Below are 15,168 nucleotides of genomic sequence, written 5' to 3' on the forward strand. Positions count from 1 at the left end.
TCATCGAATGCTGTGTGGCGTCCTGAGGATCAGGAGGCGCGGCGCGCGCGGGCGGCGCGGCGCTTGAGCGCGCGGCGCTCGTCCTCGGAGAGACCGCCCCACACGCCCGAGTCCTGACCGGTCTCGAGGGCGTACTGCAGGCAGATCTCGGTGACGGTGCAGCGTGCGCACACCGACTTGGCCTTCTCGATCTGATCGACGGCCGGGCCCGTGTTCCCGACGGGGAAGAACAGTTCGGGGTCGACGGTCAGGCAGGCGGCCTTGTCGCGCCAGTCCATGGTGGTGCTCCTTGTGACAGAGGGGTGGGGAGTAAGGGCCCGGTTCGGGTCCGGTACCCTGTGGGATGTGCGAGAAGAATCTCGCCCCACGTCGCTGTGGGAGCACACGGCTTCACCAATCGTCCCATAGCGGTTTACCTGAATCAAGGGTTCATCGGCGGGTTTGTGTAGGACTTGCTGAGTGTTCCCCAGCGGGTATGGAGAGTTCGCACAAACCGCTGTCGGTGGAAGAAGGAGTCGACGGAGAATGCGGACAAACCTGTCCGGAAGGATCGCCGCCGTGCTGGTGGGGCTCGAGGGACTCGGGCTCGCGGCGCTCACGGTGCGCGAGATCGTCGCGATCGCCTCGGGCGACACCGGCTCGATCGAGAGCGCGATCGCGCTGGCGGTGCTGACCCTCGTCGGTGCGGCCGCGGTCATCGCCTTCGCGTTCGCGATCTGGCGCGGCCAGTCGTGGGGGCGTTCGGGCGGCATCGTCACGCAGCTGCTGATCCTCGCGGTGGCCCTCGGAGCGGCGACGGGCGCGTTCGCCGATCCCGCGGCCGCGCTTGCGCTCGCCGCCCCGGCCGTGGTCGTCCTGGTGCTCCTGGTGCTCGCCGTGCGCGACGCCGGCAGGGCCGGGCGCGGGGAGCGCGACGAAGAGGCCGGCGGGCGGGCGGGCTCCTAGACGCCGAGGAGCGCGCGCACGCGCGCGACGTGGCCCGTCGCACGCACGTTGTACAGCGCGTGCGTGATGCGGCCCTTCTCGTCGAGGACGAACGTCGAACGGATGACGCCCATGAAGGTCTTGCCGTAGTTCACCTTCTCGCCCCATGCGGCGTACTTCTCGAGCACCTTGTGGCCGGGGTCGCTCAGCAGGTCGTACGTGAGGCCGTCGCGCTCCCGGAACCGGCGGAGCTTCTCAGGCTCGTCGGGGGAGATGCCGAGCACCGTGTAGCCGGCGGCCTGGAGCGGGGCGAGGCTGTCGCGGAAGTCGCACGCCTCTTTGGTGCACCCGGGAGTCATCGCCGCGGGATAGAAGAAGAGGATCACGCGTCCGCCCCGCAGATCTTTCAGCGTCACGGCCTGCTCGTCCTGGTCGACGAGCGTGAAGGCGGGGGCGAGGGAACCGGGTTCGAGGCGCGTCGTGGTCACCGTCCCACTCTAGGCGCCGGGCTCCTGGCCCTTCTTGGCGAACGTCTCGAGCAGTCGCTGCAGCGAGTCGAGGCGGGCGGCGCCGCCCGGGCCCAGGCGGCCCTCCTCGACGGCCTCGACGATGGCGCAGTCCGGCGCATCGGCGAGGTGCGTGCATCCGCGGGGGCACTCCTGGGCGATCGCGTCGAGGTCGGTGAAGGCCCGCAGGATGTTCGCGGGGTCGACGTGGCCGAGGCCGAACGAGCGCACGCCGGGGGTGTCGATGACCCAGCCGTTGCCTCCTTCGCCGCGGTAGCGCAGCGACACGGTCGAGCTGGAAGTGTGCCGCCCGCGACCGGTCACGACGTTGACGTGCCCGGTCGCGCGCTTGGCATCGGGAACGAGCGCGTTGACGAGCGTCGACTTGCCGACGCCCGAGTGGCCGACGAACACCGTCGAGTGGCCGACGAGCGCCGCCCCGATGCGCTCGAGCGGCATCTCCTCCCGCCCGCTCGTGAACACCTCGAGGTCGAGGCCGTCGAAGTGCGCGAGGAACTCCGCCGGGTCGGCGAGGTCGGTCTTGGTCACGACGAGGAGAGGACGGATGCCGGCGTCCAGCGCCGCGACGAGGTAGCGGTCGACGAGCCGCGGGCGCGGCTCGGGGTCCGCGGCGGCGACCACGACGAGCATCTGATCGGCGTTGGCGACGACGACGCGCTCGACCTGGTCGGTGTCATCGGCGCTGCGTCTGAGCAGCGAGGTGCGCTCCTCGATGCCGACGATGCGCCCGAGTGTGCCGTCGTCGCCGGACGCATCACCGACGACGCGGGCGCGGTCGCCGGTCACGATCGGCGTCTTGCGCAGCTCGCGCGCCCGGACCGCGAGCGCCGTGCGCTCTGTCGGCAAGTCCTCGTCGACGAGCACGGTGTACCGGCCGCGGTCGACGCCGAGCACGCGCGCGATCTCGGCGTCGCTGTGCGCCGGACGGCGTTTGGTCCGGGGGCGGTTGGCCTTCGGATTCGGCCGCACGCGCACGTCGGCCTCATCGAACTCCGGTTCGTCGTCGTCGAGGTCGTCGAGCCAGCTCACGGTGTCGTCCCGCTCATCGAGTCATCCCGGATCGGTTCACGCTGGTCATCCCGATCGCTCCGCGAACGTGTCCACGCGCCGCCTCACGAGGCGCGCATCGTCTCCTCGGGGAGCCCGCCATCGGCGTGCTCGCCGTCGAGCATCCGCTGCCAGATCTGCGGGAACTCCGGCATCGTCTTGGCGGTCGTGCCGATGTCGTCGACCTCGACTCCGGGCACCGCCAAGCCGATCAGGGCGCCCGTGGTCGCCATGCGGTGATCGTGGTACGCATGCCAGGTTCCGCCGTGGAGCGGGCGGGGGACGATGCGGATGCCGTCGGGCAGCTCTTCGGCCTCGCCTCCGAGGCCGCGCAGCTCCGCGACGAGTGCCGCGATGCGGTCGGTCTCGTGGCCGCGGATATGACCGATGCCGTGCAGGGTCGACGGGGAGTCGGCGAAGGCGGCCAACGCGAAGATCGTGGGGGTCAGCTCGCCGGCGGCCGACAGGTCGAGATCGACGCCCTGGATGCCCGCCCCTGCGGTGACGGTGAGCGCTCCTCCGCGGCGCACCACGCGGGCGCCCATGAGCGACAGGATCTCGGTGAGCATCGCACCGGGCTGGGTGGAGTGCGCGGGCCAGCCGGTGACCGACACCGAGCCGCCGGCCACCATGGCCGCCGCCAGGAACGGCGCCGCGTTCGACAGGTCGGGCTCGATCGCGACGTCCTTGCCGCGGATGGGGCCGGCAGGCACGATCCACTCGCCGATGCCCGGACGCTCGACGTGAACGCCGCGGTGCCCGAGGGCTTCGACGGTCATGTCGATGTGGGGAATGCTCGGCAGTCGCGCCCCGGAGTGACGCAGCTGCAGCCCGACGTCGAACCGCGGCGCCGCGAGCAGGAGCCCCGAGACGAACTGGCTCGACGCGCTGGCGTCGATCGTCACCTCCCCGCCGCGAACGTGGCCATGGCCGCGGATGATGAAGGGGAGCGCCCAGTGGCCGCCGTCGTCGATGTCGACGCCGACGTCGCGCAGCGCCGTGATCATCGCGCCCATCGGGCGGTGAAGCGCGCTCTCGTGCGCCGTGAGGGTGACGTCGCCGCGTGCGAAGCCGCCGAGACCGGCCACGAACCGCATGACGGTGCCCGCCTGCCCGCAGTCCACGACGGTGTCGCCGCGCAGCGGCCACACCGGTGTCACCTCGATGTCGTCGCCGTACGGCCCGGTGCCCTCGACGCGCTCGATGCCGACGCCGAGGGAGCGCAGCGCGTCGATCATGCGGGCGGAGTCGTCGGAGTGCAACGGCGCGATCAGGCGGCTGGGGGCGTCGGCGAGGGCAGCCAGGATCAGCTCACGGTTCGTCAGCGATTTCGAGCCGGGAACGGTCACCGTGGCGTGCAGCGCGCCGTCCGCGACGGGCGCGGGCCAGTGGCCGCGCTCGATCGGCGCGGAGGGCGGGGAATACGCGTCGGCTGTCATCGGGTTCTACCCTACTGAACCCGGTGGGCACGAGCCGGGAGCAACCTACCGAGCGGAGCCGGATGTTCGCCACCCTCGAGCGCCTCGATCACGACGCGCCCCTCCTCGCCGAGCGCGACCCGGGCGTCCCAGGCAGCCTGCAACCTGCCGCCGTAGACTGGCGCGTGATGAGCGAGTCGACCGACCAGGCTGCCGAGGCGGACCTCGAACAGGATCCCCGTGCGCAGTTCGAAGAGCAGGCGCTGCCTTTCATGGACCAGCTGTACGCCGCGGCCATGCGCATGACCCGCAACCCCGCCGATGCGGCGGATCTCGTGCAGGAGACATTCGTCAAGGCGTTCGCCTCGTGGAAGACCTTCACGCAGGGCACGAACCTCAAGGCGTGGCTGTACCGCATCCTGACGAACACCTATATCAACACGTATCGCAAGAAGCAGCGCGAGCCGTACCAGGGCACGATCGACGACCTCGAGGACTGGCAGCTCGGCGGTGCCGAGTCGACCACGGCGACGAGCACCCGCTCGGCCGAGGCCGAGGCGATCGACCACATGCCCGCGTCGGTCGTGAAGGACGCGCTGCAGTCCATCCCGGAGGACTTCCGGCTGGCGGTGTACCTCGCCGACGTCGAGGGCTTCGCCTATCAGGAGATCGCCGACATCATGAAGACCCCCATCGGCACGGTCATGAGCCGTCTGCATCGTGGCAGGCGCATGCTGCGTGAACTGCTGGCCGACTACGCAAAAGAGCGCGGCATCACCCCCGCCGCCACAAGGAGCACGAAATGACCGACTGCGGCTGTGAGAAGGCGCGGCGCGACCTGGAGGAGTACCTGCGCCACGAGGTCTGCAAGACCGAGCAGAGCGACATCGCCGAGCACCTGGCCAACTGTGAGGGCTGCCGAGACGAAGCACTCGTCGCCACCACGCTGACCGAGGTGCTTGCGCGGGCGTGCAAGGAGAGCGCGCCCGAAGAGCTGCGCGATCAGGTGCTCGCCAAGCTCCGGGCGGTCCAGGCGGCGCACTGACGCCTGCGCCGGATCAGCCGGCGGGCGTGAAGATCGTGAGCGCGCCGGGCACCACGTCGACTCTCAGCGGGAGCGCGCCGATCGGGTCGCCGTCCGCGTAGGCGGTGACCCCCGGTGAGGACAGGCGCACCGAGCGCACACGTCGCATCGCGACCTCGGGCACGCCCGCGTGCGTGCCCCGGTACACCCGGGGGAGCAGGCGGAGCAGGCGGAGCCTGCCGGCGGGACGCACGAGCACGAGGTCGAGCAGGCCGTCGGCCGGGTCGGCATCGGGACAGATCGGGATGCCGCCGCCGTACGTGCGCCCGTTGCCGACCGTCGCCATCACGAGGTCGCCGACCACGTGTTCGCGCGTGCCGTCGGCGAGCTCCAGCTCCACCTCGTACGGGATGCCGGCGAGCGTCAGGAACTCGACCAGGATCGCGATGTTGTATCGCGATCCGCCGCGCGGCCACCGCATCGCGTTGGCGCGGTCGTTGACCTTCGAGTCGAACCCGCTCGCGAGCACCGATCCGAAGTACCTCGTCGATCCGTCCGCGCGGGTGACGCGGGCCAGGTCGATCGCCCGGGTGACGCCCCCCGCGATCGCGTCGGCCGCCGCCGTGACGTCGAGCTCGCGCAGGCCGAGCGTCGCCGCGAAGTCGTTGCCGGTGCCTGACGGCACGATGCCGAGCGGGACGCCGGTGCCCCCGACCTCCTGGATCGCGAGGTTGACGGTGCCGTCGCCGCCGGCGACGACGACCGCGTCCACGCCGACCTCGATCGCGGTGCGCAGCAGCGCGGAGGACTCGGCCGCACTGCCGCCGCTCAGGATCGACGTCTGCACCCCGTGTGCGCGCAGGCGCTCGGCTGCATGGGTCGCGGCACCGGTGTGGGCGCCGGCACGCGCCGCGGGGTTGACGAGCAGGGCGACCCTCATGTCCGCTCCGACGTGTCGCCGACCTGCTCGACCAGAGCGCCCGGGTTCATGATCCCGCGCGGGTCCAGCACGTTCTTCACCGCGCGCAGGACCTGCACGCCGAGCGGTCCGATCTCCTCCTCGAGATAGGGCCGATGATCGCGCCCCACGGCGTGGTGATGGGTGATCGTGCCGTGGGCGTCGCCGATCGCGCGGGACGCCGCATCCTTCGCCCTCATCCACTGGGTCTGCGGATCGTCGGTGAGCGCGGCGACCACCGTGAAGTAGAGCGACGCGCCCGCCGGGTACACGTGCGAGATGTGGCACAGCACGATGGGCTTCGTGCCTGCGGCGGCGAGGCTCTCGGTGAGCGCCGCGGTGACGGCGGCTTTGAGGGCGGACAGGTTCGCCCACGTCGTCGCGGTCTCGAGGGTCTCGGCGAGGACGCCGATGTCCATGAGGGTGTCGCGCAGCGCGGGCGAGGCGAAGCGGCTGCGCTCCCAGGAGCGTGCCGGATCCTCACCGCGCGACGATGCGCCGTGCGCGCGGAAGACCGTGTCGAGCGCATCTCGTGTCGCCTCGGCATCGGCGGACGTCGCGCCCTCGAAGGTGGCGACGGCGAGGCATCCGCGCAGCCGCGTCAGGTGTCCGCCCATCGCCGCGTTCACCCGCGTCTCCGTCTCGTCGCTCAGCCGCAGGACGGTGGGACGGATGCCGCGCTGCGTGGCTTCGCGCAACGCCGACGCCCCCGCGGCGAAATCGGGGAACGACCACGCGCGGTACGCGGTCGCCGCTGGGACGGGGCGGATGCGCACGGTCACCTCGGTGAGGACGCCGAAGGCGCCCTCCGAGCCGAGGAACAGCTGGCGCAGGTCGGGGCCGGCCGCGCTCGCGGGGGAGCGCCCGAGGTCGAGATCTCCCGCCGGAGTGGACACGCGCAGCGCATGGACGAGATGGTCGAAGCGGCCGTAGCCGCGCGAGGCCTGGCCGCTCGACCGCGTCGCCGCGTATCCGCCGAGGGAGGCGTACGGGAAGCTCTGCGGGAAGTGGCCGAGCGTGTAGCCGCGTGCGCCGAGCAGCTCTTCGGCCTGGGGCCCGGTCGTGCCGGCGCCGAAGGTCGCGAGGAGCGATACCTCGTCGAGCGCGAGCAGTGCCGCGGCCCGGCTGAGATCGAGGGTGATCACGGCGCGCTGGGCGCCGCGCACGGGGTCGACGCCGCCCACGACCGAGGTGCCCCCGCCGAAGGGCACCACGGCGATCCCGCGGTCGGCGCACACGCGCAGCACGGCGGCGACCTCGGCGTGGTCGGCGGGGGAGACCACCGCGTCGGGCGCGGCCTGCAGGTCGTCGAGCCGCCGCCGCAGCAGGTCGGGAGTGCTCTTGCCGCCGAGGTGCAGCATGCGCACCGCATCGTCACGCGTCGCCGCGTCGGCCCCGACCACGGCCGCGAGCGCCGATAGGTCGTCGTCGGGGAGGAGCGACGGCGTCAGGACGGGCGCGGGTCGGTGCGGCACGGGGTGCGCCTTGCCTGGCAGCAGCGTCGCGACGATCGTCTTCGCGGCGGCCGGAAGGCGCGCGGGTTCGGACCCCCAGGCGTCCCAGTCGCCGCGCGGTCGGGGCGTCGGGACGGCGAGCGGACGCCCGGGGTCGGTCGGGGGATCGATGGGCACCGTCGCAGCCATGGCGACAGTATGACACATTCTGTATTGTTGTCACATGGCCGATGGAGTGCCCGACACCGAGACCGCGATCCTCGACGCCGCGCTCGCCGAGGTGCTGGCGCACGGCATCCGCCGGACGACGGCGTCCGACATCGCCCGGCGCTGTGGGATCGCCCGCCAGACGCTCTATCGCTACTGGCCCGACGCGCAGGCGGTCTTCGCCGCGCTCGTGACGCGCGAGCTCGTCGCGGCGCTTCCCGCCGAGGCGGGGGAGTCGGCCGACCTCGACGGGCTCGTCGCACTGCTCGTCGAGACCGCAGACCGCGTGCGGCGTCTGCCCCTGGTCGATCGGCTCCGCGACACCGACCCCGAGCTGTTCGCCCGGTACATCCTCGATCGGCTCGGGACGAGCCAGCGGGCGATCCACGCCGAGACCGCCCGGCGCATCGCCGCCGGCCAGCGCGCCGGCTTCGTGCGCACGGGCGGTCCGCTGCAGCTCGCGGCCATGGTGCTGCTCATCGTGCAGTCGGCGGTGCAGTCGGCGCCGCTCGTCGCCGAGTGGCTCCCCGAAGACGCGTGGCGCACCGAGCTCGCGCACGCGCTGCGCGGCTACCTCGCACCGGCCGCCGAGGAGCAGCGATGACGACGCGCGTCGTGGGGCGCACGCCCGGGCCGTCGGCGCTCTCTGCGGCCCGGCGCGCCCGCGAGCTCGACGCGCTCGCCGGAGGGGACGAGATCGACGTGCTCGTCATCGGCGGCGGCATCACCGGAGCCGGGATCGCGTTGGATGCTGCGAGCCGGGGCCTGCGCACCGTCCTGGTCGAACGGCACGACCTCGCGCACGGCACGAGTCGCTTCAGCTCCAAGCTCGTGCACGGCGGCCTGCGATACCTCGCGTCGGGTCAGATCGGGATCGCGCACGAGAGCGCGACGGAGCGGCACATCCTCCTCACCCGGACTGCGCCGCACCTCACGCGCGCGCTGGCGCAGGTCGTGCCGCTGCACGAGCCCGGCCACGTCGCACGCGGCGCGTACATCGGCATGGGGTACGAGCTCGGCGACGGCCTGCGTCGCGCGGTCGGAACGCCCGGATCGCTGCTGCGGTCACCAGGCCCGATCGGACGCGATGCCACCCTCGCCCTCGCTCCCGCCGTACGCGCCGAGGGTCTTCGCGGCGGCGTCCGCGGCTGGGATGGACAGCTCTTCGACGACGCCCGGCTCGTCGTCGCCGTCGCGCGGACGGCCGCCGGGTACGGGGCATCCGTCCTCACCCGTGTCGAGGCCGTCTCGGTCACCGGACGCGAGGCGACCCTCCGCGACCTCGTGACAGGCCGGACGATCCACGTGCACGCGCGCGCGGTCGTGAGCGCGACGGGCGTGTGGGCGGGGGAGCTCGACCATGACGTCCGGCTGCGGCCGAGCCGCGGCACGCACCTCGTCGTGTCGACGGCCCGCCTCGCCGGTTCGGACGTGTCGCTCACCGTGCCGATCCCCGGCTCGTCGAGCCGCTTCGTCTTCACACTGCCGGCGCAGCACGGTCGCACCTACATCGGCCTCACGGATGTGCCCGACGACGGGCCGATCCCCGACGTCGCGCACGCGACCGAGGCCGAGATCGACATGCTCCTCAGCACGGTCAACACCGTGCTGGAGGAGCCCCTCGTCCGCACCGACGTGCTCTCGACCTTCGCCGGCCTGCGGCCGCTCCTCGCGGGCGCCGACGACCACGACACCAGCGACCTGTCGCGCCGTCACGCGATCATCGAGTCCTCCAGCGGCGTGCTCAGCATCGTCGGCGGAAAGCTCACCACCTACCGGCGGATGGCGGAGGACGCCGTCGACGCCGTGATCCGGCGCGACCCCGGGTTCGCGTCCCGCCCGTCGGGAACGCGCTCCATCCCCCTCGTCGGCGCGTGGCCCCGGCACCGCCTCGGCGAGATCGCCGCGGCGCCGCGCCTGGTGCGCCGGTTCGGCGCAGAGGCGCCCTACGCGGCCGCCCTCCCGACAGGGCCGGCCGCCGCATGCGGCGTGACGGCCCAGGAGTTCCAGTGGGGGGTCGCGGTCGAGGGCGCCCTGAGCATCGCCGACCTCCTCGACCGGCGCACCCGCCTCGGTCTCGTCGAGACCGACCGCGAGCAGTCGACGGATGCCGCCGCCGCCGCCTTCGCCCGTGTCGGCGTCGACCCGATCGAGGGGTGAGCGGCCGTCGCGGCGAGGCTCCTGATCCGAGGATCTGAGCCGGGATGAGGGGCGAGACGCCGGATGCGCTCCGCATCTCGGCTCGCATCCTCGGATGAGGGGGAAACGGAGAGCGGGTTGGCAGGAATCCGCTCCAGGACGGCGGCGCAGACGGGTCGGGGTGTCGCACGTCCCCGTCACACTGGAACGGTGACTCGCAGCGCAACCCACGGCGGACTCGGCGTCGTGCAGGGCACGGCGCTGTACATCGCGTCGGTGCTCGGAACCGGGCTCCTCGTGCTCCCCGGCCTCGCGGCCGACGTGGCGGGTCCGGCGTCCATCGTCTCGGTGCTGGCCGTCATCGTGCTCGCCGTGCCGCTCGCAGGCACCTTCGCCGCCCTGGCCGCGCGCTACCCCGATCCGGGCGGCGTCGCCAGCTACGTGCGCCGCGCGCTCGGTCGCACGGCCGCCCGCGCGACCGGCTACTGGTTCTACTTCGGGGTGGCCGCCGGCTTCCCGGTGCTCGCGGTCCTCGGCGCCGAGTACCTGACCGCGATCCTCCATATCGACCGCGTCGCCGTGCCCATCCTCGTCTTCGCCATACTCATCCCGCCGTTCGCCGTCAACATGCTCGGCGTGCGCGTCGCCGGGTGGGTGCAGTTCGTCCTCACCGGCCTCCTCGTCGGGATCGTCGTCTTCGTCGTGGCCGCGGCCTTCCCCGCGGTCGAGGCGTCGAGCTTCACGCCGTTCCTGCCCCACGGCTGGGCGGGCGTCGGCACGGCGATCAGCCTCTTCGTGTGGGCGTTCGCGGGCTGGGAGGTCGGCACGCACATCTCGGGGGAGTTCCGCGACCCGCGCCGCAGCATCCCGATCGCCACCGCCATCGCGCTGGTCGTGACCGGCCTCGCGTACCTGCTGCTGCAGGTCGTGACCGTGGGCGTGCTCGGCGAGGACGCCGGCGCCGGCGCCGTGCCGTTGCTCTCGCTCGCTGAGGCGGTGGCGCCCGGGTTCGGTCCGACCGCGATCGGCGCCATCGCGGCCATCGTGGTGCTGGGCGTCATGAACGCCTATCTCGCCGCGTTCGGCAAGCTCGGGGCATCGCTCGCGTCGTCGGGCGATCTGCCCCGCGTGCTCGCGCCCGGTGCCGAGCCGGGCGGAATGCCTCGCCGCGCCCTGCTGCTGACGTTCGTGATCGCGATGGTCTACTGCACGATCGCGCTCGCGACCGGAGGCGACCTGCAGACGTTCATCCTGATCCACACCAGCAACATGGTGTCGATCTACGCCGCCGGCATGATCGCGGCGACGCTCATCCTGCCCCGCTTCACGGCCGGCTGGTTCATGGCAGTTGTCGCGGCCGTGCTGTCGGTCGGCCTGCTGCTCCTGGCCGGAGCGAATCTGCTTCCCGCCGCTGCACTCGCGCTCGCCGCGATCCTCGTGACGGTCTGGAAGCGGCTGCGGCGCCCGTCGCGGCGCGCGGACGCGCCTGACGGAGGAATCGTGGCCGCGGAGGCCGGGTCCAACGTCGAGGTGAAGACGACGGCGGTTCCGGCTGAACGCAGTTCGGCCCTGGACTCAGCGCGAAGCTGAGTTCTCCAGGGCCGAACCTGCGGAAAGCTCCGCCTACAGCGTGAGCGCCTGCTGCATGATCGCGGCCTGCTCGGCCGCGTGCACCTTCGGCGAACCGGTCGCGGTCGAAGCCGCCGACGCGCGCGAGACGCGACTGATGGTGCGACCATTGAGGTTCTTCACGACCTCGAGGGCGATGAAGGGCCACGCACCCTGGTTCTCGGGCTCGTCCTGCACCCACACCAGCTCGGCGTTCGGGTACGAGTCGATGACCGCATTGAGCTCGTCGATCGGGGCCGGGTAGTACTGCTCCAGGCGCACCAGCGCGATCTCGGGGTTCGGGTTCTTGTCGAGCTCGGCGCGCAGATCCCAGTGGATCTTGCCGGCGTGCAGCAGCACGCGCTTGACGGCCGACTTGTCGAGGCCGCGGTTGTCGTCGATCACCGGCTCGAACCGGCCGGTGAGGAAGTCCTCGACCGGGCTCGTCGCGCCGCGCAGGCGCAGCATCGCCTTCGGGGTGAAGACGATCAGCGGGCGGCGCGGACGCGCGTACGCCTGGCGGCGCAGCAGGTGGAAGTACGACGCCGGGGTCGACGGGCGCGCGACGGTCATGTTGTCCTGCGCGCACATCTGCAGGTACCGCTCGATGCGTGCCGACGAGTGGTCGGGTCCCTGGCCCTCGTAGCCGTGGGGGAGCAGCAGCACGACGCTCGACTGCTGGCCCCACTTCTGGTCGGCCGCCGAGATGTACTCGTCGATGACCGACTGGGCGCCGTTGGCGAAGTCGCCGAACTGGGCCTCCCACAGCACGAGCGAGTCGGCGCGCTCGACCGAGTAGCCGTACTCGAACGCCATGGCCGCGTACTCGCTCAGCAGCGAGTCGTAGACGTAGAAGCGGCCCTGGTCCTCGCTGAGGTTCGTGAGCGGGATCCACTCCTGGCCGTTCGCGCGATCGTGCAGGACGGCGTGGCGCTGCACGAAGGTGCCGCGACGCGAGTCCTGGCCCGCGAGGCGCACATCGGTCTTCTCGAGCAGCAGCGAGCCGAAGGCCAGCAGTTCGCCGAAGCCCCAGTCGATCGAGCCGTTGCGGCTCATGTCGAGCCGCTTGTCGAGCAGCTGCTGCAGCTTGGCGTGGACCGTGAAGCCGTTGGGCTTGTTCACGAACGTGTCGCCGATCAGGCTCACCATCTCGCGCGAGACGCCCGTGGTCGCCGGCTCGCCGGCGGCCGGCTGGATGTCTGCGTCGGGCACGAGGATGGGCGAGGAGCCGGTCTCGGCCGCGTGCGTCTCGGCGAACGCGATCTCGAGACGGTTCTGGAAGTCCTGCTTCGCCTTCTCGTACTCTTCCTCGGTGATGTCGCCGCGACCGACGAGAGCCTCGGTGTAGAGGCGGCGCACGGAGCGCTTCGCCTCGATGAGGTTCGTCATGAGGGGCTGCGTCATCGACGGGTCGTCGCCCTCGTTGTGACCGCGACGGCGGTAGCAGACGATGTCGACCACGACATCGCGGTGGAAGCGCTCGCGGTAGGCGAAGGCCAGCTGCGCCACGCGCGTGACGGCTTCGGGGTCGTCGCCGTTCACGTGGAAGATCGGCGCCTGGATCGTCTTGGCGACGTCGGTCGCGTACACCGAGGTGCGCGCATCGGTCGGCGTCGTGGTGAAACCCACCTGGTTGTTGACGACCACATGGACCGTGCCGCCGGTGCGGTAGCCGCGCAGCTGCGACATCTGCAGGGTCTCGACCACGACGCCCTGGCCGGAGAAGGCCGCGTCGCCGTGGACGAGGATCGGCAGCCACGTGAACGTGCCGATGGGCTTGCGGTCCTGCTTCGCGCGGACGATGCCCTCGAGCACGCCGTCGACGGTCTCGAGGTGCGACGGGTTCGCGGCGAGGTAGACGGGCAGCTCGGACTCGTTGTCGGCGACGAACGTGCCTTCGGTGCCCAGGTGGTACTTGACGTCGCCCGACCCGCTCTTCGAGCCGATCGCGACGGACCCCTCGAACTCGCGGAAAACCTGGCCGTACGTCTTGCCGGCGATGTTCGTCAGCACGTTGAGGCGCCCGCGGTGCGCCATGCCGATCGCGGCGCCGTCGAGGCCCGCCTGGGCCGCACCCTGCAGGATCTCGTCGAGGAGGGGGATCAGCGACTCGCCGCCCTCGAGGCTGAAGCGCTTCTGACCGACGTACTTGGTCTGCAGGAACGTCTCGAAGGCCTCGGCCTGGTTCAGCTTGTCGAGGATGCGCAGCTGCTCGTCGTGGCCGGGCTTCTGGTACTTGACCTCGACGTTCTCCTGGAACCACGCGCGCTGCGTCGGGTCCTGGATGTGCATGTACTCGATGCCGATCGTGCGGCAGTACGAGTCGCGCAGCACGCCGAGGATGTCGCGGAGCTTCATCTGGCGCTTGCCGCCGAAACCACCGGTGACGAACTCGCGGTCGAGGTCCCAGAACGTCAGTCCGTGCTGTTCGATCTCGAGGTCGGGGTGCGTGCGCTGCACGTACTGGAGCGGGTCGATGTCGGCCATCAGGTGACCGCGGACGCGGAACGAGTTGATGAGCTCCTGCACGCGAGCGGTCTTGTCGACGCGCTCGGCGAGGTCGACGTTGATGTCGGCCGCCCAGTGGATGGGCGCGTACGGGATGCGCAGCGCCGCGAAGATGTCGTCGTAGAAGCTGCGCTGGCCGATGAGCAGCTCGTGCACCTTCTTGAGGAACTCGCCCGACCCGGCACCCTGGATGACGCGGTGGTCGTACGTGCTCGTGAGCGTGATCGTCTTGCCGATCGCGAGCTCGTTGAGCGTCTTCTCGCTCGCGCCCTGGAACTCGGCGGGGTACTCGAGGGCACCGGCGCCGACGATGCAGCCTTGGCCCTTCATGAGGCGCGGCACCGAGTGGACGGTGCCGATGCCGCCGGGGTTGGTCAGCGAGATCGTCGTGCCCTGGAAGTCGGCCGCGGTGAGCTTGTTGTTGCGCGCGCGGGTGACGAGGTCTTCGTACGTCGTGAGGTACTCGTTGAACGTGAGCTGCTCGGCGCGCTTGATGCTCGGCACGAGCAGGGCCCGGGTGCCGTCGGGCTTCGGCAGGTCGATCGCGATGCCGAGGTTGATGTGCGCCGGCGCCACGAGCGACGGCTTGCCGTCGATCTCGGCGTAGAACACGTTCTGGCTCGGGAACTCCTTGAGCGCCTGGATGATCGCCCACCCGATGAGGTGCGTGAAGCTCACCTTGCCGCCGCGGGTGCGCGCCATGTGGTTGTTGATGACGATGCGGTTGTCGATCATCAGCTTCGCCGGCACCGTGCGCACGCTGGTCGCCGTGGGGACGGTCAGCGACTCGTCCATGTTGGCGGCGAGGGTCTTCGGCATGCCGCGCAGCGTCGTGACGACGTCGGCGTCGGCCTCGCCGTCGGCGGCCGACGGCTGTGCCTTCGGCGCCTGCGCCGGGATCGGCTGCGGGGCGGCGGGGCGCGCGGTGGTGCGCGCCACCGGCTGCGAGCCGATCACCGGGATCGGCGCCGTCACCGGACGGGGCTCGGAGGCCGCCGGCTGGGTCGTCGCCGCAGTCGCGGCCGCCGGGGCCGCGGCCGCCGGGGGCGCGGACGCCGCGGGGGCGGCCTGGGTGGGTGCTGCTCCGTCTGCGGGGTGGTAGGCCTCGAGAACGGGCCACCACGCCTTGTCGACGGAGTTCCGGTCGATCTTGAACTGTTCGTACAGCTCCTCGACGAGCCACTCGTTGGCTCCGAACTCTCCCTCGTTCGAAACCCCGACGCCCGTCACCTGGCTCGACACGCTGAATCGCCTGCTTTCATCGGTGAAGTTCTGGGATGCGCGCGGGGCTCGATCGCCCGCACACGCGACGGTTAAGCCTAGCCCAGTCTGCGCAGGCAGTTCCGGCCTCAGG

Annotated in this window: 13 protein-coding genes; 6 read left to right on the forward strand and 7 right to left on the reverse strand. The window is 71.4% G+C overall.

Features of this window, described 5'->3' with window-relative positions; all coding sequences use genetic code 11:
- Positions 1–29: 29 nt before the first annotated feature.
- Positions 30–278, reverse strand: a complete 249-nt coding sequence (locus J2Y46_RS09885) for a WhiB family transcriptional regulator (RefSeq protein WP_018171995.1) — start codon at positions 276–278, stop codon at positions 30–32.
- Positions 279–525: 247 nt separating this feature from the next.
- Here J2Y46_RS09885 and J2Y46_RS09890 point away from each other — a divergent pair, with 247 nt between their 5' ends.
- Complete coding sequence (locus J2Y46_RS09890; RefSeq protein ID WP_045297428.1) at positions 526–945, forward strand: hypothetical protein; 420 nt, start codon at positions 526–528, stop codon at positions 943–945.
- On the opposite strand, the gene bcp is transcribed toward J2Y46_RS09890, so the two are convergent.
- The 3 genes from bcp to aroA all read right to left on the reverse strand — a co-directional run bounded on the left by bcp (position 942) and on the right by aroA (position 3,937).
- Complete coding sequence (gene bcp, locus J2Y46_RS09895) at positions 942–1,412, reverse strand: thioredoxin-dependent thiol peroxidase (protein ID WP_045297429.1); 471 nt, start codon at positions 1,410–1,412, stop codon at positions 942–944. The two genes, J2Y46_RS09890 and bcp, sit on opposite strands and share 4 nt — an antisense overlap.
- Before the next feature lie 9 nt (positions 1,413–1,421).
- The gene (rsgA, locus tag J2Y46_RS09900) at positions 1,422–2,480 is read right to left on the reverse strand and encodes a ribosome small subunit-dependent GTPase A (protein WP_045297430.1); all 1,059 of its coding nucleotides are present in this window, start codon (positions 2,478–2,480) and stop codon (positions 1,422–1,424) included.
- An 83-nt stretch (positions 2,481–2,563) separates the two neighbouring features.
- Positions 2,564–3,937: a 3-phosphoshikimate 1-carboxyvinyltransferase gene (gene aroA / locus J2Y46_RS09905; protein ID WP_310242017.1), complete on the reverse strand. Its 1,374-nt coding sequence runs from the start codon at positions 3,935–3,937 to the stop codon at positions 2,564–2,566.
- A 62-nt stretch (positions 3,938–3,999) separates the two neighbouring features.
- Between aroA and J2Y46_RS09910 the strand changes: the two genes are divergently transcribed.
- Both J2Y46_RS09910 and J2Y46_RS09915 read left to right on the forward strand, forming a co-directional pair.
- Positions 4,000–4,722 (forward strand): sigma-70 family RNA polymerase sigma factor, encoded by a 723-nt coding sequence (locus tag J2Y46_RS09910; RefSeq protein WP_211255863.1) that lies wholly within the window; start codon positions 4,000–4,002, stop codon positions 4,720–4,722.
- Positions 4,719–4,961 (forward strand): zf-HC2 domain-containing protein, encoded by a 243-nt coding sequence (locus tag J2Y46_RS09915; RefSeq protein ID WP_045297433.1) that lies wholly within the window; start codon positions 4,719–4,721, stop codon positions 4,959–4,961. The genes J2Y46_RS09910 and J2Y46_RS09915 overlap by 4 nt, the downstream gene beginning before the upstream one ends.
- A gap of 13 nt (positions 4,962–4,974) precedes the next feature.
- Here the strand turns inward: J2Y46_RS09915 and J2Y46_RS09920 are convergent, their stop codons facing one another.
- Together J2Y46_RS09920 and J2Y46_RS09925 are read right to left on the reverse strand one after the other, a co-directional pair.
- The gene (locus tag J2Y46_RS09920; protein WP_310242018.1) at positions 4,975–5,880 is read right to left on the reverse strand and encodes a diacylglycerol kinase; all 906 of its coding nucleotides are present in this window, start codon (positions 5,878–5,880) and stop codon (positions 4,975–4,977) included.
- Positions 5,877–7,541 (reverse strand): FAD-binding oxidoreductase, encoded by a 1,665-nt coding sequence (locus tag J2Y46_RS09925; RefSeq protein WP_045297435.1) that lies wholly within the window; start codon positions 7,539–7,541, stop codon positions 5,877–5,879. The genes J2Y46_RS09920 and J2Y46_RS09925 overlap by 4 nt, the downstream gene beginning before the upstream one ends.
- 34 nt (positions 7,542–7,575) lie before the next feature.
- Here J2Y46_RS09925 and J2Y46_RS09930 point away from each other — a divergent pair, with 34 nt between their 5' ends.
- The 3 genes from J2Y46_RS09930 (at position 7,576) to J2Y46_RS09940 (ending at position 11,288) form a co-directional block, all read left to right on the forward strand.
- Positions 7,576–8,163 carry a TetR/AcrR family transcriptional regulator gene (locus J2Y46_RS09930; RefSeq protein WP_045297436.1) on the forward strand — a complete coding sequence of 196 codons (588 nt, stop codon included), beginning with the start codon at positions 7,576–7,578 and terminating at the stop codon, positions 8,161–8,163.
- Positions 8,160–9,719, forward strand: coding sequence for a glycerol-3-phosphate dehydrogenase/oxidase (locus J2Y46_RS09935; protein ID WP_045297438.1), 1,560 nt, complete (start codon positions 8,160–8,162; stop codon positions 9,717–9,719). The genes J2Y46_RS09930 and J2Y46_RS09935 overlap by 4 nt, the downstream gene beginning before the upstream one ends.
- A 189-nt stretch (positions 9,720–9,908) precedes the next feature.
- The gene (locus J2Y46_RS09940; protein ID WP_045297439.1) at positions 9,909–11,288 is read left to right on the forward strand and encodes an APC family permease; all 1,380 of its coding nucleotides are present in this window, start codon (positions 9,909–9,911) and stop codon (positions 11,286–11,288) included.
- 33 nt (positions 11,289–11,321) lie between these two features.
- Here the strand turns inward: J2Y46_RS09940 and J2Y46_RS09945 are convergent, their stop codons facing one another.
- The gene (locus J2Y46_RS09945) at positions 11,322–15,056 is read right to left on the reverse strand and encodes a multifunctional oxoglutarate decarboxylase/oxoglutarate dehydrogenase thiamine pyrophosphate-binding subunit/dihydrolipoyllysine-residue succinyltransferase subunit (RefSeq protein ID WP_310242023.1); all 3,735 of its coding nucleotides are present in this window, start codon (positions 15,054–15,056) and stop codon (positions 11,322–11,324) included.
- Positions 15,057–15,168 lie beyond the last annotated feature (112 nt).

Origin of the sequence: Microbacterium sp. BE35, assembly GCF_031457705.1 — a bacterium.
Lineage (GTDB): Bacteria > Actinomycetota > Actinomycetes > Actinomycetales > Microbacteriaceae > Microbacterium > Microbacterium trichothecenolyticum.